This is a genomic window from Agromyces capsici (assembly GCF_058349965.1).
In genome coordinates this window covers 1,587,441-1,614,209 of the sequence record NZ_JBYRET010000001.1, presented here as the reverse complement: position 1 = coordinate 1,614,209, position 26,769 = coordinate 1,587,441, and the positions used below count along the sequence as shown (strand labels likewise).

Below are 26,769 nucleotides of genomic sequence, written 5' to 3'. Positions count from 1 at the left end.
CCCGACCTCACGCACCCCCGCGGAGGTCGGCCAGCACCGCCCGCCCGACGCGATCGCCCGACACGAGCGCGCCCTGGATCGACGCGGTATCGCGGTGGTCGCCGGCCACGTACAGCCCGTCGCCGATCCGCGCCGCACTCCTGGTACGCAACGGCGGCGGCTGTGCGGGAAGCGCGTCGTGGATGTCGTCGCGTCTCAGCAACGGCCACGCGGATGCCTCGGCTCCCCAGATCTCGCCGAGGTGACGCCGCACGTCTGCCTCCGCCGGCGCCGCCCCGGGGTCGGCGCGCGCCGCGGGCGGCAGCAGGCACGTCGCCTGGACGAGGTGCCGACCTCGCGGTGCGTACGAGGGTGCCGTGTACGACATCACCACGGTGTTGACGACCGGCCCGCGGCGGCGGCCGTCGACGGCGATCATCGCGGAGTCGGTGGGTGCGACATCCGGGGCGAACCACCAGGTCTGCAGGCCCTTGGTGACGGGCTTCGGGAGGTCGAGCAAGTCTCCGACCGCCTCCGGGCCGACCGCGACGACGACCGCGCCCGCCGTGAGCGGGTCGCCGCCGTCGACGTCGACCTCGACCGCGGCCGCGCCCTCGGACCCGTTCGACCGCAGCCGGCGTACCCTCGCCCCGAGCCGGATGTCGGCACCGGCGGCCGTCGCCACGTCGGCGAGCTGGGTCGGGAGTGCGGCGATGCCGCGTTCCGGCACCCCGGGCGAGCCGAGGACGAACATCCGAGCGAGCAGGCGTGCGAAGCTGTCGGAGCTGCGGCCCTCGCCGTCGGCGAGCACGCCCGCGAGGAACGGCTCGAGCACCTCGCTGCGCAGAGGGCCGTGGAGACCCACCCGCTCCCACCCGTCGTGCAACGTGCGATCGTCGCCCGCGATGACCCGACGCGGCCGCGCGAGCACCGGGACGATCCATCTGGCGAGCGCGACGGCGTCGCGCGGGGTCACCAGTCCGCTGGCGAGCGTCGCCGCGATGCGGGTCGGGTGCCGGCGCGGATCGGCGAGTTCGACGGTGCCGTGCTCGCGGCGCACCCGCACCCCGGCGGGGAACCGGTGCAACGCGAGCCCTGCGACATCCGCCCACCGCCGTACCGCCGGGTAGGCGGGGTTCAGCACCTGGAAGCCGCGGTCGAGCAGGAACCCGTCGACCGAATCGGTGCGCTGGCGACCGCCGACCTGGTCCTCCGCCTCGAGCAGCACCACCGCGAGGCCCGACTCGGCGAGCCGCGTCGCGCAGCGCAGGCCGGCCAGGCCCGCGCCGATCACGATGACGTCGGCGTCTCCATCGCGGCGCATCGCGACCCCCGTTCAGCTCTCCCCATGATGCCCGAGCGCACCCCTCGACCCGCAGACGACCCTCGCTAGACTGGCCCGCATGGCAGATTCGACGTTCGACATCGTCAGCAAGGTCGACAAGATGGAGGCCGACAACGCGGTCAACCAGGCCCGCAAGGAGATCGAGCAGCGCTACGACTTCAAGGGCGTCGGCGCGTCGGTCGAGTGGTCGGGCGAGAAGATCCTGCTGAAGGCCGCGTCGGAGGAGCGGGTGAAGGCGGTGCTCGACGTGGTGCAGTCGAAGTTCATCAAGCGCGGCATCTCGCTGAAGTCGCTCGACTCGGGCGAGCCGTACGCGTCGGGCAAGGAGTTCCGCCTGGAGGTCGGCCTGAAGAACGGCATCGACCAGGAGCACGCGAAGAAGATCGGCAAGCTCATCCGCGACGAGGCGCCCAAGACGGTGAAGTCGCAGATCCAGGGCGATGAGCTGCGTGTCTCGTCCAAGAGCCGCGACGACCTGCAGGAGACCATCCGCCTGCTGAAGGCCGCCGACCTTGACGTCGACCTGCAGTTCGTCAACTTCCGCTAGTCCCGCTCCGACGTAGTGGGATGCCGCACCTCGGCATCACAGGACGTCGCCGCGCGTTACGCGAGCTCGATGGTGACGAGCGGCGTGATCAGGTCGAACTCGCGGCGGTGCGCATCGAGTTCGACGTCGAGGTCATAGCGGTTCTGCAGGTTGAGCCAGAACCGCTCGCTCGTACCCAGGGCGCGCGACAGCCGCAGGGCGGTATCTGGCGTGACCCCGCGCTTGCCGTGCACGATCTCGTTGATTCGCCGCGGCGGCACGCCGATGGTGACAGCGAGCCGGTACTGGCTGATCCCGAGCGGCTCGAGAAATTCCTCGAGCAGGATCTCCCCCGGGTGAATCGGATCGTGTGCCTTGATCATGTCGTGCACCTCCTCAGTGTCGATCGGCCAACAGCACATCATCCGCCCCAAGGTCGACGAAGGCAAGCGTTCATCAGACCCGCGGCGCGTACCCCTCGAGCCACCGCGTGATCGCCGCGTAGGCGGCGGCCCGCGCCGGCTCCCGCGACAGAAACACGTCGTGCAGCGCCCCGTCGATGCGCGCGACCGTGACCTCGAGTCCGAGGCCGAGGGCATGCCGGGCGATGTCGTCGACGACGAGCACGATGTCGGACGAGAGCATCGCGTCATCCCACCGCCCCTGCAGTGTCGACCTGGCCGACAGCAGGGTGAGCACGGGCGCGCCCACGTCGATGCCGGCGTCGATGGTCGCGTGCCCGGCGAGGATCGCGGTGAGCCATGCGGGATGCGTCGGGAAGCCGCGGTCGGGCCGCCAGCGGTGGTCGTACTCCCACTCGCCGTCGAGTTCCTTCGCGACCGAGCGCGCGTAGAACCCGAGGTCGACGTTCGGCAGCGGCCGCATCGGGTTGACCCGCGCCCCGAACTCGATGACGGGCGAGATCGCCTGCCGCCCGATCCCCCGCAGCTGGAACTCCAGCCACGGGCTGTTCAGCACGACCGCCGCCGCGCGCCCGGGATTGCGCGCCGCCCACAAGCTGAGGACGAGCCCGCCGGTGGAGTGCCCGAGCAGGATGAGCGGCCGCTCCTGAGGGTTGAGGAGGCCGCTCTGCTCGTGAGGGTTGAGGAGGCCGCTCTGCTCGTGAGGGTTGAGGAGGCCGCTCTGCGGCCGTCTCGAAACCCGCCCCCGCGCACCGTCGGCTTCCTGCTCCCGATCATCCTCATCGATCGCGACGAGCGCCGCCTCGATGTCCTCGTCATACGTCGCCAGATCCGTGACGTACCCGGGCGTCTGCCACTCCCGCAGGCTGCGCCCGTACTTCCGCAGGTCGAGCGCGAAGAACCGCGCGCCGGCATCCGTCCAGAACCGCGCGAGCTCCGGGTTGAAGAAGTAGTCGCTCCACCCGTGCACATAGAGCACATCGCACCCGGATGCCCGAGGCTCAGGCATGGGCTCAAGCTCGCGTTCCCACGGCCACCGCCAGCCGCGCCGCACCGGCGCCTTTGCGGCGGGCGGCACGTGCCGCACGAGCGTCGCGACAACCTTCCCCTCGTCGTCGGACTCGAGCGGCATCGTCAGCTGCTCGAACCCCTCGCCGAGCACGTCCAGCCGCCAGTCGTCGGCGGCCGTCTCGAGCATGGTCCCCTCATCCGGCGGTGTCGGCATCGGTCCGGCCGTGTATGCGCCGGCTCCTAGAAGAATATGCCGATGATGCCGATGACTGCCGGAAAGAGAATGACGATGAAGAGCACCGGCAGGATCGCGAACACGAGAGGGAAGACCACCTTGATCGGCACCTTCATCGCCTGCTCCTCCGCCCGCTGCCGGCGTCGGATACGCATCTCGCCCGCCTGGACGCGCAGGACGTCAGCAACCGCGATGCCGTAGCGATCCGCCTGCTGCACCGCGCGGATGAAGCGCTTCAGGTCGACGCAGTCTGTGCGCGTGAGCAGGGCGGCGTACGCGTCGCTCCGCGACCGGCCGATCGACATGTCCTGCAGCGTGCGGATGAGCTCTTCCGAGAGGGGTCCATGACTTCCCTGAGCGGCCTTCGCCATCGCTGCTTCGAACCCGAGCCCGGCCTCGACCGCGATGGTCATCTGGTCGAGGGTGTCGGGCAATGCCAGCAAGATCGCCTTCTGGCGATCGTCTGCACGGCTCGTGAGTATCACCTCGGGCAAGAAGAAGATCATCACCGCGAATGCTGCGCCGACGACCTTCCCCAGAACGCTGGGCGCCGCTGTCAGGCTCATCACCACGATCAACAACGCGACAGCTGCAACTGCCACGCGCACGAGGAGGAATCCTCCGACCGTCCACTTCCCGGCGTTGCCCGAGTGAATGATCTTCCTCTGGATCCAGCCCGTGTAGCCCGTCGGCATCACTGCCTGCAGTGTCTGCGCGAACGTCGCACGCTCGACGCGCTCGCGCTCGGCCTCGGTCGTCGGGGCGACGACTGCCACGACATCCGCCTTGGCGGGAATCGTCAGGAAGATGAGAAACACTATGAGGCCGATGCCGATGGCGACGGCCGCGATGGCGACGATGGGGACGAGGCTCATCTCGATTCCTTCAGAACTTCACGCGGACGGCGAAGGCCATCCAGACGGTACCGATGATCATCAGGAGCACAGCAACCGCCAGCGCGACCCACCCCAGAACGGTCTCGAAGAACGGTGCGAGATAGGTCGGCTGGATGACGAGGACGATCGCGAACACCGCGATCGGCAGCGCGAGGAGCACCATTGCCGACAGCCTGCCTTCGGCGCTCAAAGCCTTCACCTGGCGCCGGATCTGATTGCGTTCGCGGATCGTTGCCGCGGTGCGCTGGAGGGTCTCGGCGAGATTGCCGCCCGTCTCCCGATTGACGGCGATGGCTTGTGCCGCCCAATCGAAATCTGCTGACTGCATCCTCACCGATGTATTGGCGAGCGCAACATCGAGGTCGCGCCCGATGCGAACTTCGTTCACGATGCGGGAGAACTCCTCCGATGTAGGGGGATCCGCGTACCGTGCGACCGAATCGATCGCCTGCGTCAGTCCGTGCCCAGCGCGGAGGTTGCCCGACACCAATGTCAACGTGTCGTCGAGCTGATCGGCGAAGTTAGCTCGACGACGGGCAGTCCGCGCCGAAAGGTACAGGTGCGCGATCAACGGCGCAAGTAGCGCGAAGAGCACGCCCCACACCAGTGCCCCCCATGTGCCGAAGCCGATCAGCACGCCGAGGAGGCCGAGCACCGCTGCCATTGCGAACACCACGAGAAGGAAGGCCGATGGTGTCATTCGGAGGCCCGCGAGTTCGAGCCGCTCCTCACCGAAGAGTCGCCGGTCGCGTCGCGACATCGCCGATTCGATCGTGGCAACGGTCTTCTCTGTAGCCTTCGTCAGCGGCGAGACATACTCTTCGCCCGGCGCCAGTCGCCGCTGGATCGCGACCCGACGCGCGGGCGGCGCGATGACGAGGAAGACCAGGGCCAGGAGAGCGATGAGCGAGAAGAGGATGCCCACGACGAGCAAGCCGTTCATCCCATCTCCCCCAACATGCCGCGTTCCCGTGGCTGGAACCGGAAGATGCTGGCGGGAATCTCGATGCCGAGATCGTTGAACTGGTCGACGAATCGAGGTCGCACGCCTGTCGAGACGGCATGCCCACGGAAGCGACCGTCCTCGTCGACGCCCGCTGCATAGTCGAAGGCGAAGGCGTCCTGAAGCGTGATGATGTCGCCTTCCATACCCTGCACCTCGGTGATGCTGGTCACCCGTCGGGTGCCATCTCTGAGGCGGCTGATCTGCACGACGATGTCGATCGCCGATGAGATCTGTTCGCGGATGGCGCGGAGTGGGAGGTCCATGCCCGCCATGAGAACGAGCGTTTCGAGTCGAGCGAGCGCGTCGCGCGGCGAGTTCGCGTGGATGGTCGAAATCGATCCCTCGTGGCCCGTGTTCATCGCTTGAAGCATGTCGAGGCTCTCGCCTCCTCGTACCTCACCGATGACGATACGGTCGGGCCGCATGCGCAGCGAGTTCCGTACAAGGTCGCGGATCGTGATCTCGCCACGTCCCTCGATGTTCGCCGGACGGGACTCGAGGCGCACGACGTGTTCCTGCTGGAGTTGCAGTTCGACGGCATCTTCGATCGTGATGATCCGTTCGTCGCCGGGGATGAATGCCGAGAGCACATTGAGCAAGGTTGTCTTGCCGGTACCGGTGCCTCCGGAGACCAGGATGTTGAGCTTCGCCCGCACGGAGGCATCAAGCAATGTCGCCATCTCGCGAGTCAGCGTGTCGAAGCCGATCAAGTTGTCGACGGTATACGGCGTGCGTGAGAACTTGCGGATGGTGAGCGACGAGCCGTCGACGGCAAGCGGCGGGATGATGGCGTTGACACGCGAACCGTCGGCCAGTCGGGCATCGACCAAAGGCGACGACTCATCGATGCGACGCCCCACTCGGGAAACAATGCGTTCGATGACGCGTCGCAACTGCGCCTCGCTGGTGAATCGGCTCCGGGACTCGAAGAGCCGCCCGGATCGTTCGACGAATATCTGGTCGTAGCGATTGACCATGATCTCCGAGACACCGGGGTCGTCAAGCAGCGGCTCCAGCGGGCCGAAGCCGAGCACATCGGCCCCGATCTCGGTGATCAGGCGGTTCCGCTCACCGCTCGTGAGCGCGACCTGCTCGGCCTCGACGATGCGGCTGAGTTCATCGCGCGCCAAGGCATGCAGCTTTTCCTCGGTCAAGGTCGGGTCATTGAGCCGCGCCCCGATGCGACGGAAGAGCTCCTCCGCTGCGCGTTCCTTCAAGTCGGCGAGGGCGTCCGCCGGCCCGACGGGGTCGGCTGTACCTGCGAGCGCATTCCACGTGCTCGTATGCGTTTCGGAGGCCGCCGGCTGTACCGGCGAGTCGTCGGTTGACTCACGGAGAACTTCCGTCGGCGTCGGTTCTATCTGAAGCCGCGGAAGCTCCATCGTCGCGTCGTCGAGGGGCGGGAGGTCGCCGGGTTCACCTGGAACCGCGCGGTGCCCCCCTCGCGCCCTCTGGAGGCGATCACTCAGACTCATCGCGTCCTCGCTTTCCTGTGGATACGTCGGCGAGTCGGGACTGCTGACGGGTCGATCCGCTGCACGATGGCGCGGAGTGCCCTCGCGGCGGGGTCGCGGACATCATGGTGAATGAGCGGCGCACCCTCGTTGGATGCAAGGACCACTGCTGTAGAGCGGGGCACATGGATGTCGATCGGCGTCCCGATGATGGCCTCGACGTCCTTCGTCATCAGACCGGTGTTCTTCTCGACGAAATTGAGCACGACATGCCGATTGTTCGGCACAAGGCCGAGGGCGACAAGAAGCTCGAACTCCTTGCGGAGCGCGCGGAGGCTCGGAACGGTCATGTTCGATACGAAGACCCCGTCGGTCGCATGCTCGAGTGCGGTAAGCGTGTGCTCGGGCATCCCGGGTGTCGTGTCGACGATGACGTAGCGGAACATCGTGGCGAGCCGGTCGAGCAGCGCCCCGAGCGCGTCGGTGGCAATCCCGTCTGCAAGTTCAGGTGACGGAGGGGCGGCGATGATGAAGAAGTCATCCTCGTGATGCGTGAGCAGGGCCTTCAGCGCCACCTCGTCGGTACCTGTCTGTACGACGTCGGCGAGGGAATACTGCGGATTCAGATCCAACGCATTGGCGATATCCCCGAACTGGACATCAGCATCGACGAGCACGACGGAGTTGGGTTCGACTTCGGCGAGTCCCGCAGCCAGGTTGATCGCGGTCGTCGTCTTACCCTGCCCGCCCTTCGGCGCTGCGACGACGATGACTTCGCTGCGCACGTTCTCGGCCATCGGAGGCAGCACCCATTCGGGCTCCTCCGGTTCGGTTACAGCTTCGACTTCGGACGACTGCTCGAGATGGCTTTCGTCCCCATCGGCTGACTCATCGATGTCGATGTCGGGACTCGACGCTTCGTCGGTCGTCGCGATTCCCTCGGTGTCCTGACGAAAATCCGGGTCGAGTAGCGCGAACACGTTCGCGATCTCGTCCTGGTCGTGTGCCGCGGATTCCTCCTCCGGGCTTACAGCAGGCAGTCGCCCGGATGAGGTAAGCCATTCGTCGAGCCGGGCGAGGAGCGACTCGGTCGTGCCGTCGGTGGCCTCGGGACTGAGGACGGCATGGATCTCTATGCCGTCGACCCAGTCTTCAAGGTCGGATCGCTGCTCCCGGACGACAATGATGCCGATGCCGGGCCACCGCTCGGAGAGCTTCTCGCTCAGCGACTTCGTCTCGTCGAAGCTCAGGAGCGGTCCTAGGAGCGCGATTCGGGCCGACCCCCTGACGCGCCGGAGCGCGGAGTCGGCTCCGAAGGTGAGGTATTCGCCCGGCACCGTCTGGAGGCGGCCACGGAGAAGTCGGCGAAGCCGGGTCTCGTACTCCGCGCTGCGGCTGACCAGCAAGTACCGGGTCACTGGAATGCGGTGCTTCCATCGACGGGCGAGGTCCCGCTGTTGTCGGTGGACTCGTTCTCAAGGGTGAGCCACATCTGCGCGTAGTCGGCGGCTTCGCCTTCGGTGAACCACACCCAGCGCTCGATGTCGTGCGCGGACAGCGCGATCGTGAGCATGATGCTCGAGTCCGAACTCTGGTCGGCTTCTTCGCCGGTCTCCGGATCCACTCCAAGCACGCCCTGGACTCTCGTCACAAGTACTCCGTGGAACGCGAAGCTCGTAATCGGATTGAGGACGTCCTCAGTGCCCTGCTCGTCCGGGTCAACGGTCCCCACGAGACCGACACGATCACCGGCGGAAACCTGACCACCTACCACTCGATCAGCAGGCAAGGTAAACGAGACGAGCTGCATGCCCGGAGGGACCGCTACTGCACCATCCGCCGCGTCAGCAGGGTCAATGAATCTTCCCTCGCGGAGCACATCCCCGGGCAGCAGATCAGCCGACGTGACCAGGCCTGCGAGGTCGCTGAGGTCGGTCACGGCGTCTTCGGGAACGGCATTCCGAGGCAGTTCGGAAACCTCGAGCTTCTCCTGCACCGCTTCCGCCGGGGTTCCCAACGGTACCGCTTCCGTGACGACGTACGCTTCCACCAACTCAGCACCCTCGGCCGCCCGCGCGTCAGCTCCAGCGACGTAGAGGTAGATTGCGACGCTCCCCGCCACCGCGAGGATGACGGCGAGGATCGCGCCGATGATTCGGGTCTTCATGTGCTGCTTTCTGTAGGGCTCTGAGGCGTCAACCGATCAGCGCGGCTCGTTCGTCGTCGGTCAGGATCATACGCACCACGCTGAGGCTGTCGGAGTCGCCGTCGCCGAGCACGAACGAGTCATCGATGGCGACATACTTGACGAACTCCCCCTGCAGACACCCGGCCTTGCACGGAGGCGCCGACGTATCGATCTCCGTGAAGGACGTGAGCTTTCCGCCAGTGAGCAGGAACGCAGCGAACTTCGAGATGTGGTAGCACTCCTTGGTCGGTGTGGCGATCGGAGACTCATCACAGCTCTTCTTGACGTACTTGAACGAGTCGAAGATCGGGATGAGGATGACCGTACCGAGCAACGGCGTCAGGTCGTCCTTGGGATTGCATTCCGACGACCCTCCGCCCATGCCGCTCTCTCCGAGATGCCAGAGTTCGCCATCCTCCAGATCAAATTCGACTGAGCAGTCTTCAGCAGTCAACCAGCCGAATCCACCGGGGTTGTCCGTCACATCGGGGCATTCGGCCCGCGCCTTGACGCCGAGTTCGATCGAGATCTTTTCTCCCGGCTCGGCAAGCTCAAACTCGCAGTTCCCAAAGCCGATCGGAATGACTTCCCCCGCGACTGGCGTGCCCCATTCGGCCGACCCTGACGCGAAGACACTCGTCGCATCGCCTACAAGGACCTGCGCGAGCACATGATCAACCGCGGTATTCGCCGTGACGGTCACCGTGTTGTTCGCCAGGCTGATAGTAGGAGTATCAGCCACCGGCTCTCGGAGGATCGCTGCGTTGTCCTCTACATACTCTTGAGCGGTGTCTCCGGGGCTCGCGGTGCACGTTGCCGCATCCCGAGCGCACGATGCGGCGATCGCCAGAGCCGCGGCGTCCACTCCGTTCTGCAACTGTGCGCGCTCTGCGTAGAGAGCGCCAACGTCGACGGCGATCGCGCCCGCACCGAGGAGCGGAATGAGTGCGAACGCGACAACGGTCGCGGTAGCACCCCGCTCAACACGAAATCGCGCCGTCAGCCGCCGCATGGAGTAACTCCTCTTCCGGTGAGGGTGATGGACTCACCGAGACCTTCGACGAATGCCTCAAGACCGGTGATGGTGTCCAACTCGAGCGATACCACGACTTCTGCATCGCCCGGGCCAGTGGCTGGACAGATCTGCGGTGTGGTCACCAAGGGGGCGCTGTCGAGAGTCGAAGCGGCGTTCGTCGCAGCGGTGATCGCATCGCCGGCGTCGCGAGTAATCGCGAGGACGCGGGCACCCTCGCGAGCCGCGTTCGTCACGGTCAGCTGTTGGTTGAAGGTGTAGCCGAACTCGATGATTCCGAGCAAGATCACGAGTAGCGGAATCAAGACGAGGGCAAACTCCACCGCGGCGGCACCGCGTTCATCGCGACCGTGCCTGTAGCGACGACGCTTCAAGATCACGCTCCAATCGATGCCAGGTGCGCGGCCGCAATCCGCGGCCGCGCACCTATTCGCCAGTTGAGGCCGCGTTAGCCGACCTCGACCTCGCCGATACGGTCGCCCACGTCGGTGAAGAGCGTGTTAAGTGCAGGTCCCAGAATCATCAGACCCGCGATGATTGCGACCGCGATCAGGCCGATGATGAGGCCGTACTCGGCGGCGTTGCCGTCCTCCTCGGTGCGGAGCGAGTTGAGGCGAGCCTGCGCCTTCGTGATGAGCTTGAGCATGGGTGACACCCTTCGGGTCGTACAAACAGTTCTTGGGGGTGCCGCCCACAGTTGCAAGCGGCTCCCCGAACCTAAGGCCCAGTAAAACCGGGGGCTATGCCCCATTTCGGGGTGCACTCTAATTGGGGGTCAGGGTGGGGTACAGCCGTGATCGGAACGTGATCGATGCGCTGCTATAGTCCGCACTTCGGGGGACAAGGGACCTCGACTCGGGGGGACAACCCGGGAATCGGATGGGACGGTGCGATTCCACCCGCGTTCTGGGGGTCATGCCGCCCAGACGAAAATCGCGAGGATCGCGCCGGCCAGCATCGACGGTCCGAACGGGATGGACCCCCGCAGCGTTACGCGACGCAACAGCAGCGCGATGAGGCCGACTACTCCGCCGATGACGAAACCGGCGACCAGCCCGACGAGCCAGACGTTCCAGCCAAACCATCCGAGAACCAGGCCGAGGGGCGCCGCGAACTTCACGTCGCCCATGCCCATGCCGGACGGGGAGATGAGCGCGAGCACGAAGTAGAAGAGGAACATACCGGCGCCGCCGGCGAGCGCCCAGAGGAGACGCATCCACTCGCCCGTGAGCGCGGAGGCGAGGACGAGCAAGACCGCGACGATCGCGAGGGTGGGCAGCAGCACTGCGTTCGGGAGGCGGTGCTCGGTGAGGTCGACGATCGAGAGGACGACTCCGGTCGCGACAAGCGCGAGCACGGCAGGCAGGATGGGGTGGGCGCCGAATCGCCAGGCCGAGATTGCGAAGCCGACGGCGGTTGCGAGTGAGCACCAGACGCGGAGGGTGTGGAGCGGCATCCGGTCGGTCGAGGGCTTGTGGATGTTGCGGTCGGCCCAGGCGGCGAGCGGGAACCAGCCCAGGAGAGCGCCGAGTAGTGCCGCGCCCACGGTGAGGAGGGCGGGGGCGAGGGGCATGAGGGGGAGCCTATCTTCTCGCCGCACGGGGCGGGTTTCGAGACGGGCGCAGAGCGCCCTCCTCAACCCTCACAATCCGGGTTTCGAGACGGGCGCGGAGCGCCCTCCTCAACCCTCACAGAGGCACAGCGCGGCGCAGCCGCTCCTCATTCCTCACAAGAGAGCGCGGCTTCGCCGCTCCTAGAGCTCGCCGCGCGAGATCGACACCATCTCGTCGCGGGGCACGACCTTGACGCGGGCGCGCTCCTCGGCGGAGCCGAGGGCCTGCTCGTGCTCGTCGAGGCGGTGCCATCCGTCGAGGTCGGTCCAGCGGATGCCGCGGGACTCGAGCATCTCGATCACCGACTCCTCGGAGGGCGACTCGGGCCGCCACCAGTTGCCGAGGTCGTTGATGACGTGCTTGATCGTCTCCATCGCGTCGGACTTGGTGTGGCCGATGAGGCCGACCGGGCCGCGCTTGATCCAGCCCGTCGCATAGACGCCGTACATCTGGCGCGACTTGCCGGTCTCGGGGTCGTGGATGAGCACCTGGCCCTCGCGGTTCGGGATCACGCCGTTCTCGCGGTCGAACGGGATGCCGGGCAGCGGCGAACCGTAGTAGCCGACCGCGCGGTAGACCGCCTGCACCGGCAGTTCGCGGATCTCGCCGGTGCCGACGATGCCGCCCTCGCCATCGGGCGCGGTGCGCTCCCAGCGGAAGGAGGCGACGTGCCCGGCACCGTCGGAGACGATCTCGAGCGGCTTGGCGAAGAAGTGCAGGTGCAGTCGGCGCGAGGCCTCCCCCACCGAGCGCTTGCGCCACTGCTGCAGCACCTTGTCGATCACGAAGACCTGCTTGTTGCCGGCCACGGCGGCGCGCGCCGCGTCGTCGTAGTCGAAATCCTCGTCGTAGACGATCATGTCGACGTCGCGCAGCTCGCCGAGCTCGCGCAGCTCGAGCGGGGTGAACTTGACGGATGTCGGGCCACGACGCCCGAACACGTGCACGTCGGTGACGGGCGACGCCTTCAGCCCCTCGTACACGTTCGCAGGGATCTCGGTCGGCAGCAGGTCTTCGGCGTGCTTCGCGAGCATGCGCGCGGCGTCGAGCGCGACGTTGCCGTTGCCGATCACGGCGACCGACTGCGCCTCGAGCGGCCAGTCGCGCGGGTAGTCGGGGTGCCCGTCGTACCAGCTGACGAAATCGGCCGCGCCGTACGAGCCCTCGAGATCGATGCCCGGGATGTTCAGGGAGGCATCCTTCACCGCGCCGGTCGCGAAGATCACCGCGTTGTAGTGCTTCTTGAGGTCGTCGAGCGTGATGTCCTCGCCGAAGCGCACGTTGCCGAAGATGCGGATGTCGCCGCGGTCGAGCACCTCGCGGAGGGCCGTGATGATGCCCTTGATGCGCGGATGGTCGGGGGCGACGCCGTAGCGCACCAGGCCGTACGGCGCCGGCAGGTGGTCGAACAGGTCGATCGAGACGTCGAAGTGCCGCTCGGCCTTCAGCAGGATGTCGGCGGCGTAGATGCCGGCGGGACCGGCGCCCACGATCGCCAGGCGCAGCTTGTTCCTCGTCACCGGCTCGGACCTCCTGTACTCGGTTCGGACATGCTCGACGCGATCGCGCTCAACTCGACCGCTCCACGATGGTGTCGGCGAAGCGCGTCAGCGCCTTCTTCACGCTGCCCTCGGGCACGGGCGCGAGCGCCGCGACGGCCTCGTGCGCCCAGCGGTGCGCCTCGGCGAGCGTCGCGCGCGTGGCCTCGTGCTCGCGCAGCTCGTCGACGAGCGCGTCGACGGTCGCGCGCGACGGCACGATGCGCGCCGCGAGGGTGTTCGTGTCGAGCGGATCGCCGGCGTCGGCGGCCGGCGTGGGCAGCACGTCGCGACGGATCCGGTCGAGCAGGTCGGCGGAGGCGACATCCGTCTTCGCCAGCTCTTCGAGGCGCAGCAGCGGCAACGTCACGACGCCCGCGCGCAGGTCGGTGCCGGGCACCTTTCCGGTCTCCTCGGGCTGCGGCGACAGGTCGATGACGTCGTCGATGAGCTGGAAGGCGACGCCGATCTTCTCGCCGAACGCGACGATCGGCGCCTCGAGCGCGGAGTCGGCGTTCGAGAACACGATGCCCGACTGCGCGGCCGCCGCGATGAGCGAGCCGGTCTTGTCGGCGAGCACCTGGATGTAGTGCGCGATCGGGTCCTCGTCGGGGTCGGGCCCGACGGTCTCGTTCAGCTGGCCCAGCACGAGGCGCTCGAACGTGTCAGCCTGCATCCGGATGGCGCGCTCCCCGAGCTTGGCCATGAGCTGGCTCGCCCGCGCGAACAGCAGGTCGCCCGTGAGGATCGCGACCGAGTTGCCCCACACCGTCTGCGCGCTCGGCACGCCGCGGCGGCGCTCGGACTCGTCCATGACATCGTCGTGGTACAGCGAGCCGAGGTGCGTGATCTCGATCGCCATCGCCGCCGTCACGACGTCGTCGGTGACGCCGTTGCCGAGCTGCGAGGTGAGCAGCGTCAGCATCGGGCGCACGCGCTTGCCGCCCGCTTCGAGCAGGTATCGGCCCGCGACATCGGCGATCGTGTCGGCGAAACGCACCTCGTCGACGAGGCCCGATTCCACGCGCTCGAGCCCGGCATCGATCGCCCTCGCCATCGCCCGGTCGGCCGAGGAGGCGAACACCCGCTCGCTGAGGCCGAGGTTGGCGGCGAGTGTCGACCCACGTCGGACGACCGGATGGCTCGGATTCACGACGCCCAGCCTACCGAGAGCCAGCCGAGCGGATGCTGCGAGCCTGTCGAAAGCGGACGGCTTCGCGCTACACCGCGGCGAGCGGCTTGCGGGCGCGGTGCAGTGCGACGATGCCGGCGGTCAGGTTGCGCCACGCGACATCCGACCACCCGACCTCGCGGATCCAGCCCGCCAGCGTCGGCTGGTCGGGCCACGCGTTGATCGACTCGTTGAGGTACTCGTAGGCGTCGTCGTTCGAGCTCGACAGCTTCACGAGCGGCGGCATGACGACCTTCTGGTAGAAGTCGTACCCCGCACGCACGACGCCGATGGGCGGGTGCGAGAACTCGCACACCACGAGTCGGCCGCCGGGCTTGGTGACGCGCAGGAACTCGGCGAGCGCGACCTTCGGTTCCTTCACGTTGCGCAGGCCGAACGAGATCGTGACCGCGTCGAACTCGTCGTCGCCGAACGGCAGCGCCATCGCGTCGGCCTCGACGAACACGAGGTTGGGCACGTGCGCCTGACGGCGGCGGCCGACCTCGATCATGCCCGGCGAGAAGTCGGCGGCGACGACGCTCGCACCCGACTTCGCGAGGCTCGCGCTCGACGTGCCGGTGCCGGCCGCGACATCCAGCACCTTCTCGCCCGGCTTCGGCGCGACCGCCTTCGTGGTCGCGGCGCGCCAAAGCGTCGCGTTGCCGACCGAGAGCACCGTGTTGGTGCGGTCGTAGCGCGCGGCGACCCGGTCGAACATCGCCGAGACGTCGCGCGGGTCCTTGCCGAGGTCTGCCCGCGTCATGCCTGCGAGTCTACGGTCGGGGGCTGGGTCGGTGCTGGGCGGCGGCGGATGGCGCGGAGCCGGTACCGCGCCATCCGCCGCTGCCTCACCATGTCGGGTTCGCAGGATGAGGTGCGCCAGGCCTCCGCATGCGCCCCGCTGATCCGCCTCATCCTGCGAATTCTCTGGGGGAGCCTGTGAGAACCCATGCAAAGGGATGGAATCGCCCGTCGGCCGCGTTGACTGAGGGTGACACGGAAGGAACACCGACGACATGGGTATGAAGGCGATCTGGAACGGCACGGTCATCGCGGAGTCCGACGACACGGTCGTCGTGGAGGGCAACCACTACTTCCCGCGCGAGGCGATCCGCCCCGAGTACTTCGCCGACAGCGACAACCGCAGCGTGTGCCACTGGAAGGGCACCGCGAGCTACTTCCACGTCGAGGTCGACGGACAGCGCAACCCCAATGCCGCCTGGTACTACGCCGAGCCGTCGGCCGCCGCCGAGGAGATCCGCGACCGCGTCGCGTTCTGGCGCGGGGTCGACGTCGTCGCGGCCTGAGCCGCGATGAGGGTTGAGGAGCGCCGGAGGCGCGTCTCGCTGTGAGGGTTGAGGGGCGCCGGAGGCGCGTCTCGAAACCCGGTGCGCGCGGGCGGGTTTCGAGACGGGCGCTGGGCGCCCTCCTCAACCCTCACACTCCGCGCGGGCGGGTTTCGAGACGGGCACAGAGCGCCCTTCTCAACCCTCACCCTCGCGCCCTCCTCATTCCGCAACACCCGGCGAGGCGTAGGCTGATCCGGTGACGCGAACGGATGCCGCGGCGCCGCCGGCCGCCGATACGAAGCTGCGCGTCCGCACCGTCCCGGTCGACGAGACGGCGCCGCTCGTGCCGCGGCTCGACCCGCGGAACCCGCTTCTCTGGATGCGGCGCGGCGAGGGCATCATCGGCGTCGGCGAGGTGCTGCGCATCGAGACCGCCGGGCCCGACCGCGTCGAGCGTGCGGCCGACGGATGGCGCCGGCTCGCCGCCGCCGCCGACGTCGACGACCGCGTCGGACTGCCGGGCAGCGGGCTCGTCGCGTTCGGCGCGATCGCGTTCGCCGACGAGTCCGCGGCCACGAGCGTGCTCGTCGTGCCCGAGATCGTGCTCGGACGCCGCGACGGACGCGCCTGGGTCACTCGGATCGAACTGCTCGACGCGACATCCGGCGCCCCCGCGCCTGCCTCCGCGGTCGAGATGCCCGAACCGTCGCCCAAGCGCGACGTGCCTCGGGTGCGCTTCGAACCCGGCGCCATGCCGCCCGAGGCATACACCTCCGCCGTGGGCGAGGCGGTGCGTCGCATCGACGCCGGGCTCTTCGAGAAGGTCGTGCTCGCACGCGAGATCGTCGGCGAGCTGCACGAAGGCGCCGGGCTGCGCGCCGCGCTCGCCAAGCTCGCCGACGACTACCCCGACACGTGGGTGTTCGCGGTCGACGGCCTGATCGGCGCGAGCCCCGAGACGCTCGTGCGCGTCGACCACGGCACGGTCTCGGCGCGCGTGCTCGCCGGCACCGCGTCGCGCGGTGCGGATGCGACATCCGATCGCGCGCAGGCCGCCCGCCTCGCCTCCTCGCACAAGGACCTCGCCGAGCACGCGCTCGCGGTCGAGAGCGCCGTCGCGACGCTCGCCCCGCACACCGCCCGGCTCGATGCGAGTCCCGAGCCGTTCACGCTCCAGCTGCCGAACCTCTGGCACCTCGCGACCGACCTCAAGGGCACGCTCGGAGACGGCTCGAGCTCGCTCGACCTCGTCGCCGCGGTGCACCCCACGGCCGCCGTCGCCGGCACCCCGCGCGAGGTCGCGCTGCGGGCGATCGCCGAGCTCGAGGGCTTCGACCGCGGCCGGTACGCCGGTCCGGTGGGCTGGATCGACGCCGACGGCGACGGCGAGTGGGCCATCGCGCTGCGCTGCGCGCAGGTGTCGGCCGACGGCACCGTGCGCGCATATGCCGGCTGCGGCATCGTGCACGACTCGGTGCCGGCCGACGAACTCGCCGAGACCGCCATGAAGTTCCGGCCGATCGTCGAGGCCTTCGGCGCCCCGCCGCCGTCGCCGCCGATCCCGTAGCCGCCCCGGCGGCTCAGCTCACCATGAGGCGCTGCCGCTGCTCCTCGACGTCGAAGTCGGCCACCGGCCAGTCGAGCCGCATCGCCTCGAGCGCCTCGATCAGCAGGTGCTGCACCGCGAGCCGCGCATACCACTTGCGGTCGGCGGGCACCACATACCACGGCGCGTGAGGCGTCGTCGTGCGGTCGAACACCATCTGGTAGGCCTCGCGATACTTGGGCGCGAGCATGCGCTCGTCGATGTCGCCGGGGCTGAACTTCCAGTGCTTGTCCCGCCGCTCGAGGCGCTTGAGCAGCCGCTGCTTCTGCTCGTCCATCGAGATGTGCAGCATGACCTTGATGATGGTCGTGCCGGATGCGGCGAGCTCGGCCTCGAACTCGTTGATCGCGTCGTACCTGCGCTCGATCTCCTCGGGCGGCGCGAGTTCCCGCACCTTCGCGATGAGCACGTCCTCGTAGTGCGAGCGGTCGAACACGCCGATCATCCCGGCGTCGGGCAGCTCCTTGCGGATGCGCCAGAGGAAGTCGTGCGCGAGCTCCTCCTCGGTCGGCTGCTTGAACGCCGCGTACTGCACGCCCTGCGGGTTGCCGGCGCTCATGACGTGCTTCACGATGCCGCCCTTGCCCGCGGTGTCCATCGCCTGCAGCACGAGCAGCACGCGACGCGGGTCGTCACCCATCTGGTTCCCGGCGAACAGCATCTCCTGCTGCGTCGCGAAGATCCCCGCGCCCTCCTCGAGCGACACCTCGGCGTCGGCCTTCTTGCCCGCGAACCCGGGCGTGCCGCGCGGCTCGACCTCCTCGAGCCGGAACCCCTGCCTGACCCGCAGCACCTCCGACGGATCGGTCGCCCAGTACGTTTCGAGACCCACGTCGCTCCCCTCATGGCGGCGTCCGCGCCGCTGTGTGCCTTCATCTTCGGGGCGCGACGGATGCCGCGGCAAGGGGGTGGCGTTTCCCGCGGATTGAGGAGGCCGCTTGCGGCCGTCTCCCCTGCGGATTGAGGAGGCCGCCCGCGGCCGTCTCCCCTGCGGATTGAGGAGGCCGCCCGCGGCCGTCTCGAAATTCGCCCACGCGCACCGGGTTTCGAGACGCGCCCTGGAGGGCGCTCCTCAACCCACACAGAAGGAACCGCGCCCAAATGGCGCTCCTCAACCCTCACGGGTTCGGCGCCTCCGGCGCTCCTCAACCCTCGGGCTCAGCGGACGAGCGGCACCTCGAGCAGGGTCGGCCCCGTCACGGCGGTGCCGAGCGCTTCGTCGAGCTCGCCTCGTGTCGCAGCGCGGCGGTATTCCCAGCCGTAGGCGGCGGCGAGCGCCGCGAAGTCGACCTGCTGCGGCGTGTACTGGACGCGGTCGAACGCCTCGGCCGGGGCGGATGCCGCGACCTCGAGTGCGTCGAAGATGGTGCCGCCGCCGTCGTTGCCGACGACGAGCAGCACGCGCGGGCGCACCTCGCCGGCGCCGAGGAGGAGCGACCCGACGTCGTGGAGCAGCGTGAGGTCGCCGATGACCGCGCGGGTCGTACCCCGCGCCGCGGAGGCGGGCGCGTCGGCCGCACCATCCGTCGCCTGGCTCGCGATCGCGATGCCGAGCGCGGTCGCGACCGTGCCGTCGATGCCGGCCAGTCCGCGGTTGGCGTGCACGGCGATGCGGCGGCCGGGCACGGCACGGTCGGCGTCACGGATCAGGCGCGAGGCGCCGAACACGAGCCGGTCGTGCGGCCACGTCGCGGCCCAGACCGCCTCGACGAGCATGCGACGGTCGACGGGCGTGCGGATGCGCGCGAGCTGGTCGCGCAGGTACGCGCGCTGCGCCGCGAAGTCGGAGACGTGTCCCGTCTCGTCGACGCCGCTGCGGAGGCCCGCGCCATCCGCCGACGTCTGCACCGTCGTCTGCGTCGCCGCCTCGTCGAGCAGCAGGCGGCTGGCGCGCACCCACCGCCCGGTCCAGGCGCGCTCCTCGGCGGTCGGCTCGCGGGGCTCGACGTCGACGGCGCGCTCGAACCGGTCGACGGCGTGCCCGGGGTTGAACCACTCGATGCCGGATGGCGCGACCGCCACGACCTCGACGTCCTCGCGCTGCACGAGCGCGGGCACTTCGCGCGACAGCGTCGGATGCCCGAACACGATCGCGCGCTCGACCTCGTCGCCGAACCCGGGCTCGCGCAGCAGTTCGCGGTAGGCGACGACGAGGTTCGGCCCGAACCGGGCGCCGCTGGTGACCTCGGCGAGGAGCGGCCAGCCCGCGGTGCGGGCCAGCTCCTCCGCCTCGGGTCCGGCTCCGGCGCCCGCGATCACGACGGTGCGGTGGCCGTGCGCGAGGCGCGCGACGGGCACAACGTCGTGCGCGGCCGCGGCGGCGGTGATGCGGGCGACGGATGCCGCGGCATCCGCCGTCGGCACCGATGTGTCGTCGAGCGCGACCGCCGACGACAGCGGTTCGCGCAGCTGGAGGTTGAGGTGCACCGGGCCCGGGCCCGGATGGGGAATCGCGCGGCCCTCGGCGTCGACGCCGCGCGCCGCCCGCACGGCCTCGCGCGCAAGGCGCGCCGCGCCATCCGCATCGCCGGCACGGCCTTCGGGCGGCGGCACGTCGTGTTCGAGGCGCACCGCGCCGGCGAAGATGCCGGGCTGCATGGTGGTCTGGTTCGAGCGGATGCCGCGGAGCTCGGCGGGGCGGTCGGCGGTCGCGAGGATCAGCGGAACGCCGCCGTGGTGCGCCTCGAGCACGGCCGGGTGCAGGTTCGCGACCGCGGTGCCGGAAGTGGTGACGACGACGACGGGCCGACCGGTCTCGACCGCGAGCCCGATCGCCAGGAAGCCGGCACCGCGCTCGTCGATGCGCACGTGCAGGCGGATGGCGCCCACCCGCTCGAGCTCGGCGGCCGCGAGGGCGAGCGCCTGGGAGCGCGAACCCGGCGCGACGACCACGTCGGTGACGCCGGCGCGCACGAGCTCCGAGAGCAGCGCGAACGCCGCCGCGGTCGCAGGACTCGCGACCGCGCGCGCGTCACGCATTCGGCCGGCCCGACGGGCCGGGCTCTCCCGGAGTGTCGGTGCCGCCGTCGTTGCGGCGGTGGTCGCTGCCGAGCGCGTCGTCGGGGCGCGGACGGTCGGATGGGGTGTCGTCGTCGAGCTCGGCGAGTTCCTGCTCAAGGCGGCGGATGCGCTCCTCGTGCTCGGCGTCGGCGCGCAGCCGGCGGAGGAATTCGGGGTCGTCGTCGGGGGCGTTCGATCGCGGGCCCACCTTGCCGACGCGGATCGCGCGACCGCGCCCGACGACGAACCACAGCAGCCCGCCGATGATCGGCACGAGGAGGATGACCACGATCCACCAGCCGCGCGGCAGACCGCGGATGCGGGAGCGGTCGAAGAGCGCGCAATCGACCGCCGCATAGATCGTGAAGACCACGGCGGCGACACCGAGGATCACCCAGAGGCGGACCATGCACCGATCCTACGCGCGCTGCGTCACAGTCGGCTGGGAGCGGTCACCCAGATTCACCCGCCTACACTGATCGCGTGAAAGCCGTCCCCGTCTGGCTCCGCTACACGCTGCTGCGCGTGCTGCTGTTCGCCGCTCCGCTCATCGTGCTGCTCATCGCCGGCGTCAGCCCGTGGATCGCCGTGCTCGTCGCCGCACTCTTCGGCTTCAGCGCGTCGCTGATCTTCCTGCGCCGTCAGCGCGAGGAGTTCGCGAGCGACCTCTACGCGGCCCGGCACCGCGAAGCGCCCGTCGTGCGCGACGACGACGAGGCCGAGGATGCGGCGGTCGACGCGACGGACCAGCGCCCCTCCGAGTAGGCGAGCGATGCGCCATCCGCTCGGCCCGTCGCCGCGCCATCCGCTCAGAATGCGAAGACGAGCCCCATGCCGACGCCGTAGGCGAGCGCCGTGAGGCTCGCGAGCTGCAGCGCGGTGATGAGCTCGCGCGGCGTGCGCGCCCAGCCGACGATGATGCACGCCGGCACCGCCGCGAGCAAGGCGAACAGCACGAGCCACGCGGGCGGGTACAGGAACGCCCAGAACACGACCACCGCGAACGGCAGCAGCATGAACACCGCGAACAGGATGCGGGACGCGAGCGGCCCGACCAGCACCGACAGGGTGCGCTTGCCCGCGGCGCGGTCCTGGTCGATGTCGCGCAGGTTGTTCGCCATGAGCACCGCGCACGCGATCAGGCCGACGCCGGCGCCGCCGGTCCACGCCTCGAGGTTCACGGTGAGCGCCTGCACGTAGGCCGACCCTGCCGTCGCGACGATGCCGAAGAACACGAACACGAACAGCTCGCCGAGGCCGTAGTAGCCGTACGGGCGCTTGCCGCCGGTGTAGAACCAGGCCGAGACGATCGCGACCGCGCCGACCGCGAGCAGCCACCACTGCTGCGTGATGACGACGAGCGCGAGGCCCGCGACCGCGGCGATCGCGAAGAAGGTGAGTGCCACGGCGAGCACGCGCTTCGGCGGCACCAACCCGGAACCGGTGAGGCGCGCCGGGCCGACGCGGTGCGCGTCGGTGCCGCGGATGCCGTCGGAGTAGTCGTTCGCGTAGTTCACGCCGATCTGCAGCGCGAGCGCAACGACGAGCGCGAGCACGAAGCGCCACGGATGGAACGGCTCATCGAGATACGACGCCGCGACGACGCCGGCGCCGGTGCCCAGCGCGACCGGGGCGATCGCGAGCGGCAGCGTGCGCAGGCGCGCGCCGCCGACCCAGTCGCGCCACGTGATCGGGCCGCGCTGGACCGCGGGCGCGGCGGCGGCCCTCGCAGGGTTGCCGGAGCGTCCGTTGGTGCGCCCCTTCGCGGCGGGCTTGGCGGGCGGGGTCATGCGCTGGGGTTTCGGGCGGGCCACCGTGCCATCGTATTCGGCGCGGCCTCCTCGCCGAGTGTTCCCGTTCGGTCCGAGTGTGGCCGCTCGCGCGGTAACACTCGGCGCGAACGGGAACACTCGAGGGGCTCAGGCCCGCGGGTCGGCGGCCGCGCGCGCGAGCGCGGCGCACGCGACCCTGTCGGGCTTGCCCGACGCGAGACGCGGGAGGTCGGCGACCGGGACGAGCAGCACGGGACGGGCCGCGGGCGGGAGGCCCGCGGCATCCGTCGCCTCACGAAGGGCGTCGAGCGCCCCCGGCGCCTCGGCGGCAGTGCCCGACGCGACGACCGCCGCGCGCTCGCCCCACTCGGGATCGGGCACCGCGACCGCGACCGCATCGCCGAAACCGGGCACGGCATGCACCGCCCGCTCGACCTCGCCGAGCACGACCTTCACCCCGCCCGACGTGATCACGTCGTCGGCGCGCCCGGTGACCCGCAGCACTCCACCCGCGTCGATCGACCCGAGGTCGCCCGTGCGGTACCAGCGCGTGCCGTCGGGGTCGGTCGCGAACGCCGCGGCCGTGCGCTCGGGGTCGTCGAGGTAGCCGTCGGCGAGCGTCGGGCCGCCGAGCTCGAGCTGCCCGTCGACCACCCTGGCGCGCACGCCCGGCAGCGGACGGCCGTCGTAGACGCACCCGCCCGAGGTCTCGCTCGACCCGTAGGTGCGCACGATGCGCGCGCCGAACGCCGCCGCCCGCTCGACGAGCGCGGGATCCACGCGCTGCCCGCCGACGAGGATCGCCGCGTAGAACGCGAGCGTGCGGGCGAGGTGACCGGATGGCTCGGCCTCGGCCGCCTCCACGATGCGGGCGAGCTGCACGGGCACGAGCGAGGTGTACCGCGGCAGCGCGTCGCGCGTGCGCATGACGCGCATGGTCGCCTCGGCGAACGCCTCGGGCGTGAACGGCTCGGCGGCCGGGGTTCCGACCACGGGCGTGCCCGCGACGATCGAGCGGACGAGCACCTGCACGCCCGCGACGTAGTACGCCGGCACGGCGAGCACCCAGCGACCGTGGCCGCCGAGTGCCGTCGCGGTCGCGTCGGCGCTCGCGCGCAGCGCTGCCGCTGACAGCAGCACGCGCTTGGGCGCGGCGGTCGAGCCGGATGTCTCGACGACGAGCGCGATCCGGTCGTCGACCTCGCCCACTGCGCGAGTGTTTCCGTTCGCGCCGAGCGTGCCCGCTCCAGCGGTCGCATTCGGCTCGAACGGAAACACTCGAGCCTGGTCACCATCCGCTCGCCCCCCGCCCGGCACGGGCCAGATCGCCGGCCCGCCGGCGAGCGCCGCCTCGAGGAGATCGCGGAGCGCCGCGACATCCGTCACCGGAACCCGCAAGAGGGGTTTCACCGCGACATCCGCTCGCCCACCGTAACCCCCTGAGTCAGTAGTGCCAGGGGAATGCTCCCCAGTCGGGGTCGCGCTTCTCGAGGAAGGCGTCGCGACCCTCGACTGCCTCGTCGGTGCCGTACGCGAGCCGCGTCGCCTCGCCGGCGAACACCTGCTGGCCCACCATCCCGTCGTCGACCGCGTTGAACGCGAACTTGAGCATGCGGATCGCCGTCGGCGACTTCGTCAGGATGGTGCGCGCCATCGCGATCGCCTCGCGCTCGAGGTCGGCGTGCGGCACGACCCGGTTCACCGCGCCCATCTCGTACGCGCGGTCGGCCGAGTACTCCTCGGCGAGGAAGAACACCTCGCGCGCGAACTTCTGGCCGACCTGGCGCGCCATGTACGCGCTGCCGTACCCGGCGTCGAAGCTGCCGACGTCGGCATCCGTCTGCTTGAAGCGCCCGTGCTCGCGGCTCGCGATCGTGAGATCGCACACGACGTGCAGCGAATGCCCGCCGCCGGCCGCCCACCCGGGCACGACCGCGATGACGACCTTCGGCATGAACCGGATGAGCCGCTGCACCTCGAGGATGTGCAGGCGGCCGAGCCGCGCGTCTGAGGGTTGAGGAGGGCGCGAAGCACCCGTCTCGAAACCCGGACCGTCGGATGGGTCTCGAGACGCGTCGGCTTCGCCGTCGCTCCTCGACCCGCTGACATCCTCGTACTTGTAGCCGTCGCGCCCGCGGATGCGCTGGTCGCCGCCCGAGCAGAACGCCCAGCCGCCGTCCTTCGGGCTCGGCCCGTTGCCGGTGAGCAGCACGACGCCGATGCGCGGGTTCGTGCGGGCGTCCTCGAGGGCGCGGTAGAGCTCGTCGACCGAGTGCGGTCGAAACGCGTTGCGCACCTCGGGCCGGTCGAACGCGATGCGCGCGATGCGCCCGTCGGGCGAGTGATGGTAGGTGATGTCGGTGAAACCGGCTGAACCGGTGACGGACGCCGCGGCCTCCACCCACTCGCTCGGATCGAACAGTTCCGACACCTCGACTGCCATGCCGTCCAGCCTATGGCGGGTCGTGGCTAGGGTGGAGCGATGACGGATGTCGCGACGCGAACGCTGGGACGCACCGGGCTCATGGTGACCGAACTGTGCGTCGGCACGAGCCCGCTCGGCATCCCCGAGCTGTACGGCCCGGTCGACGAGGAGCGCGCCGTCGACACGGTGCTCGCGGCGCTCGCGAGTCCCATCCGCTTCATCGACACGTCGAACAACTACGGCGCCCACGGCGAGAGCGAACACCGGATCGGCGAGGCGCTGCGCCGGGCGGGCGGACTGCCTGACGACGTGGTGCTCGCGACGAAGGTCGATCCACTCCACGGCAGCGACGATTTCTCGGCGCGACGCGTGCGCGCGTCGCTCGCCGAGAGCCTCGAGCGGCTCGGCGTCGACCGGGTTCCGCTGCTGCACCTGCACGACGCGGAGCGGATCGGCGTCGACGCCGCGCTCGCGCCGGACGGCCCGGTCGAGGCACTCCGCGAGCTCAAGGCCGAGGGCGCCGTCGACTGGATCGGGCTCGCGGGCGGCACCCTCGCCGTCGCCGCGCCACTCATGGAGACCGGCGTGTTCGACGTCGTGCTGACGCACAACCGCTTCACGCTGCTCGACCGGTCGGCCGACGGCCTCATCGGGCGCGCGACCGAGTTGGGGCTCGGCGTGCTCAACGCGGCGCCGTACGGCGGCGGGCTGCTCGCGAAGGGGCCGGCCGCCACGACGAAGTACGCGTACGGGGAGCGTCCCGACATGCACGAGGCGGCGGTGCGGATGGCGCAGGCCTGCGCCGAGTTCGACGTGCCGCTCGCTGCCGCGGCGCTGCAGTTCTCGACGCGCGACCCGCGTGTCCACTCCACGATCGTCGGGATGTCGACGCCGTCGCGCATCGCGCAGACGCTCGCGTCGTATGCGACGCCGATTCCCGACGGGCTGTGGGCGCGGTTGGAGGAGCTGGTGCCGCCAGCGGAGAGCTGGATCGGCGAGCGCTGAGGGTTCGGGGGGTGAGGGGGCGCACCGGCCGGGTTTCGAGACGGGCGCGAGCGCCCTCCTCAACCCTCACAAGACGAACGAGCGCAGAGCGCCCTCCTCAACCCTCACAACTGGAGCGAACGCAGAGCGCCCTCCTCAACCCCCGCGCCGGGCGAGGTGACAGACTCGGGGCATGAGCGACGCCGCCGTCCCGCCCCTGCACGACCTGCTCGCGACCGCCCGGGTCGTCGCGCTCCCGCTCGTCACGCGGTTCCGCGGCCTCGACGTGCGCGAAGCGCTGCTGTTCGAGGGTCCGGAGGGGTGGTCCGAGTTCGCCCCGTTCGCCGAGTATCCCGATGATGAGGCGGCGACGTGGCTGGCCGCCGCGATCGACTTCGGATGGCACGCCGCGCCGCCGACCGTCCGCGATCGCGTGATCGTCAACGCGACCGTCCCGTCGGTCGACCCCGACGCGGTGCCGTCGGTGCTCGAGCGGTTCCCGGGTTGCCGTACCGCGAAGGTGAAGGTCGCGGCATCCGACCAGACCCTGGCGCAGGATGTCGCGCGCGTGCGCGCCGTGCGCGAGGCGATGGGCCCCGAGGGACGCATCCGGGTCGATGCCAACGGCGGCTGGAACGTCGACGAGGCGGAGCACGCGATCCACGCACTCGCGCCGTTCGACCTCGAGTACGTCGAGCAGCCGTGCCCGACGGTCGACGAGCTCGCCGAGATCCGCACCCGCACGAAGTACATGGGCATCCCGATCGCGGCCGACGAGAGCGTGCGCCGCGCCGCGGACCCGCTCGCCGTCGCCGAGGCGCGCGCCGCCGACCTGCTCGTCATCAAAGCGGCACCGCTCGGCGGCATCCGTCGCGCCCTCGACCTCGTCGATCGCGCGGGCCTGCCCGTCGTGGTCTCGAGCGCCCTCGACACGAGCGTCGGCCTCGCGATGGGCGCGCACCTGGCGGCATCCATTCATGACCTCGACTACGACTGCGGGCTCGGCACGGCGTCGCTCCTGGCGGCGGATGTCACGCGCGACCCGCTCCTCCCCCGCGACGGCGCGATCGACGTGCGCCGCGTCGACCCCGACCCCGCACTCCTCGACCGGTACGCCGCCGACGAGGAGCGCACCGCCTGGTGGCTCGCGCGCCTCGAGCGCTGCCACGCGCTGCTCACCGCGCCCGCCGCCGTCGCCACCGCCGACTGACCCGATCCCCCGGACACGACGAATCCCGGGCTCCTGCGGCTACGGCCGCGGAAACCCGGGATTCGG

Annotated in this window: 27 protein-coding genes; 6 read left to right on the top strand and 21 right to left on the bottom strand. The window is 69.8% G+C overall.

The window, feature by feature from the left end; genetic code table 11:
* Window positions 1-7: 7 nt before the first annotated feature.
* A complete protein-coding gene (locus AC3RKB_RS07675; protein ID WP_491435504.1) occupies window positions 8-1,303 on the bottom strand; it encodes an NAD(P)/FAD-dependent oxidoreductase in 1,296 nt (431 codons plus the stop codon).
* A gap of 79 nt (window positions 1,304-1,382) precedes the next feature.
* Here AC3RKB_RS07675 and AC3RKB_RS07670 point away from each other — a divergent pair, with 79 nt between their 5' ends.
* Window positions 1,383-1,871 (top strand): YajQ family cyclic di-GMP-binding protein, encoded by a 489-nt coding sequence (locus AC3RKB_RS07670; protein ID WP_491435503.1) that lies wholly within the window; start codon window positions 1,383-1,385, stop codon window positions 1,869-1,871.
* Window positions 1,872-1,927: 56 nt separating this feature from the next.
* Here the strand turns inward: AC3RKB_RS07670 and AC3RKB_RS07665 are convergent, their stop codons facing one another.
* The 14 genes from AC3RKB_RS07665 to AC3RKB_RS07600 all read right to left on the bottom strand — a co-directional run bounded on the left by AC3RKB_RS07665 (window position 1,928) and on the right by AC3RKB_RS07600 (window position 15,180).
* A complete protein-coding gene (locus AC3RKB_RS07665; protein WP_491436778.1) occupies window positions 1,928-2,233 on the bottom strand; it encodes a HigA family addiction module antitoxin in 306 nt (101 codons plus the stop codon).
* Window positions 2,234-2,306: 73 nt separating this feature from the next.
* The gene (locus tag AC3RKB_RS07660) at window positions 2,307-3,470 is read right to left on the bottom strand and encodes an alpha/beta hydrolase (protein ID WP_491435502.1); all 1,164 of its coding nucleotides are present in this window, start codon (window positions 3,468-3,470) and stop codon (window positions 2,307-2,309) included.
* Between the two features lie 53 nt (window positions 3,471-3,523).
* Window positions 3,524-4,393 (bottom strand): type II secretion system F family protein, encoded by an 870-nt coding sequence (locus AC3RKB_RS07655; RefSeq protein ID WP_491435501.1) that lies wholly within the window; start codon window positions 4,391-4,393, stop codon window positions 3,524-3,526.
* A 10-nt stretch (window positions 4,394-4,403) separates the two neighbouring features.
* Window positions 4,404-5,357 (bottom strand): type II secretion system F family protein, encoded by a 954-nt coding sequence (locus AC3RKB_RS07650; protein ID WP_491435500.1) that lies wholly within the window; start codon window positions 5,355-5,357, stop codon window positions 4,404-4,406.
* Window positions 5,354-6,895, bottom strand: coding sequence for a TadA family conjugal transfer-associated ATPase (locus AC3RKB_RS07645; protein WP_491435499.1), 1,542 nt, complete (start codon window positions 6,893-6,895; stop codon window positions 5,354-5,356). Before AC3RKB_RS07645 ends, AC3RKB_RS07650 begins: the two co-directional genes overlap by 4 nt.
* On the bottom strand, window positions 6,892-8,292 hold the full coding sequence (locus AC3RKB_RS07640) for a CpaE/TadZ family protein (RefSeq protein ID WP_491435498.1): 1,401 nt from the start codon (window positions 8,290-8,292) through the stop codon (window positions 6,892-6,894). The genes AC3RKB_RS07645 and AC3RKB_RS07640 overlap by 4 nt, the downstream gene beginning before the upstream one ends.
* Entirely contained in the window at window positions 8,289-9,041 is a 753-nt protein-coding gene (gene cpaB / locus AC3RKB_RS07635) for a Flp pilus assembly protein CpaB (RefSeq protein ID WP_491435497.1), read from the bottom strand. Before cpaB ends, AC3RKB_RS07640 begins: the two co-directional genes overlap by 4 nt.
* 28 nt (window positions 9,042-9,069) lie before the next feature.
* Window positions 9,070-10,074, bottom strand: a complete 1,005-nt coding sequence (locus AC3RKB_RS07630; protein ID WP_491435496.1) for a pilus assembly protein TadG-related protein — start codon at window positions 10,072-10,074, stop codon at window positions 9,070-9,072.
* The gene (locus AC3RKB_RS07625) at window positions 10,062-10,475 is read right to left on the bottom strand and encodes a TadE/TadG family type IV pilus assembly protein (protein WP_491435495.1); all 414 of its coding nucleotides are present in this window, start codon (window positions 10,473-10,475) and stop codon (window positions 10,062-10,064) included. Before AC3RKB_RS07625 ends, AC3RKB_RS07630 begins: the two co-directional genes overlap by 13 nt.
* 68 nt (window positions 10,476-10,543) lie before the next feature.
* Window positions 10,544-10,741, bottom strand: coding sequence for a Flp family type IVb pilin (locus tag AC3RKB_RS07620; RefSeq protein ID WP_491435494.1), 198 nt, complete (start codon window positions 10,739-10,741; stop codon window positions 10,544-10,546).
* 267 nt (window positions 10,742-11,008) lie between these two features.
* Entirely contained in the window at window positions 11,009-11,668 is a 660-nt protein-coding gene (locus AC3RKB_RS07615; RefSeq protein WP_491435493.1) for a prepilin peptidase, read from the bottom strand.
* Window positions 11,669-11,848: 180 nt separating this feature from the next.
* Complete coding sequence (locus tag AC3RKB_RS07610) at window positions 11,849-13,228, bottom strand: FAD-dependent oxidoreductase (RefSeq protein ID WP_491435492.1); 1,380 nt, start codon at window positions 13,226-13,228, stop codon at window positions 11,849-11,851.
* A gap of 49 nt (window positions 13,229-13,277) precedes the next feature.
* Complete coding sequence (locus AC3RKB_RS07605; protein ID WP_491435491.1) at window positions 13,278-14,399, bottom strand: polyprenyl synthetase family protein; 1,122 nt, start codon at window positions 14,397-14,399, stop codon at window positions 13,278-13,280.
* 67 nt (window positions 14,400-14,466) lie between these two features.
* On the bottom strand, window positions 14,467-15,180 hold the full coding sequence (locus AC3RKB_RS07600; RefSeq protein WP_491435490.1) for a demethylmenaquinone methyltransferase: 714 nt from the start codon (window positions 15,178-15,180) through the stop codon (window positions 14,467-14,469).
* A gap of 253 nt (window positions 15,181-15,433) precedes the next feature.
* Here AC3RKB_RS07600 and AC3RKB_RS07595 point away from each other — a divergent pair, with 253 nt between their 5' ends.
* Together AC3RKB_RS07595 and AC3RKB_RS07590 are read left to right on the top strand one after the other, a co-directional pair.
* Window positions 15,434-15,724, top strand: coding sequence for a DUF427 domain-containing protein (locus tag AC3RKB_RS07595; RefSeq protein WP_491435489.1), 291 nt, complete (start codon window positions 15,434-15,436; stop codon window positions 15,722-15,724).
* A 238-nt stretch (window positions 15,725-15,962) separates the two neighbouring features.
* Complete coding sequence (locus tag AC3RKB_RS07590) at window positions 15,963-17,273, top strand: isochorismate synthase (protein ID WP_491435488.1); 1,311 nt, start codon at window positions 15,963-15,965, stop codon at window positions 17,271-17,273.
* A 13-nt stretch (window positions 17,274-17,286) separates the two neighbouring features.
* On the opposite strand, the gene AC3RKB_RS07585 is transcribed toward AC3RKB_RS07590, so the two are convergent.
* The 3 genes from AC3RKB_RS07585 to AC3RKB_RS07575 form a co-directional block, all read right to left on the bottom strand.
* Window positions 17,287-18,144 (bottom strand): PPK2 family polyphosphate kinase, encoded by an 858-nt coding sequence (locus AC3RKB_RS07585; protein WP_491435487.1) that lies wholly within the window; start codon window positions 18,142-18,144, stop codon window positions 17,287-17,289.
* 326 nt (window positions 18,145-18,470) lie between these two features.
* Window positions 18,471-20,291 carry a 2-succinyl-5-enolpyruvyl-6-hydroxy-3-cyclohexene-1-carboxylic-acid synthase gene (gene menD / locus AC3RKB_RS07580; protein WP_491435486.1) on the bottom strand — a complete coding sequence of 607 codons (1,821 nt, stop codon included), beginning with the start codon at window positions 20,289-20,291 and terminating at the stop codon, window positions 18,471-18,473.
* Window positions 20,284-20,721, bottom strand: a complete 438-nt coding sequence (locus AC3RKB_RS07575) for a PLD nuclease N-terminal domain-containing protein (protein WP_491435485.1) — start codon at window positions 20,719-20,721, stop codon at window positions 20,284-20,286. The genes menD and AC3RKB_RS07575 overlap by 8 nt, the downstream gene beginning before the upstream one ends.
* Window positions 20,722-20,795: 74 nt before the next feature.
* On the opposite strand from AC3RKB_RS07575, the gene AC3RKB_RS07570 reads away from it, so the two are divergent.
* A complete protein-coding gene (locus AC3RKB_RS07570) occupies window positions 20,796-21,077 on the top strand; it encodes a DUF4229 domain-containing protein (protein WP_491435484.1) in 282 nt (93 codons plus the stop codon).
* 44 nt (window positions 21,078-21,121) lie between these two features.
* On the opposite strand, the gene AC3RKB_RS07565 is transcribed toward AC3RKB_RS07570, so the two are convergent.
* From AC3RKB_RS07565 to AC3RKB_RS07555, 3 genes are all read right to left on the bottom strand, one after another.
* Entirely contained in the window at window positions 21,122-22,102 is a 981-nt protein-coding gene (locus AC3RKB_RS07565) for a 1,4-dihydroxy-2-naphthoate polyprenyltransferase (RefSeq protein WP_491436777.1), read from the bottom strand.
* Window positions 22,103-22,231: 129 nt separating this feature from the next.
* A complete protein-coding gene (locus tag AC3RKB_RS07560; RefSeq protein WP_491435483.1) occupies window positions 22,232-23,494 on the bottom strand; it encodes an AMP-binding protein in 1,263 nt (420 codons plus the stop codon).
* A gap of 34 nt (window positions 23,495-23,528) precedes the next feature.
* The gene (locus tag AC3RKB_RS07555) at window positions 23,529-24,527 is read right to left on the bottom strand and encodes a 1,4-dihydroxy-2-naphthoyl-CoA synthase (RefSeq protein ID WP_491435482.1); all 999 of its coding nucleotides are present in this window, start codon (window positions 24,525-24,527) and stop codon (window positions 23,529-23,531) included.
* Window positions 24,528-24,566: 39 nt separating this feature from the next.
* On the opposite strand from AC3RKB_RS07555, the gene AC3RKB_RS07550 reads away from it, so the two are divergent.
* Window positions 24,567-25,514 carry an aldo/keto reductase gene (locus AC3RKB_RS07550; RefSeq protein ID WP_491435481.1) on the top strand — a complete coding sequence of 316 codons (948 nt, stop codon included), beginning with the start codon at window positions 24,567-24,569 and terminating at the stop codon, window positions 25,512-25,514.
* A 172-nt stretch (window positions 25,515-25,686) separates the two neighbouring features.
* Window positions 25,687-26,703: an o-succinylbenzoate synthase gene (locus AC3RKB_RS07545; RefSeq protein WP_491435480.1), complete on the top strand. Its 1,017-nt coding sequence runs from the start codon at window positions 25,687-25,689 to the stop codon at window positions 26,701-26,703.
* Window positions 26,704-26,769: the final 66 nt, after the last annotated feature.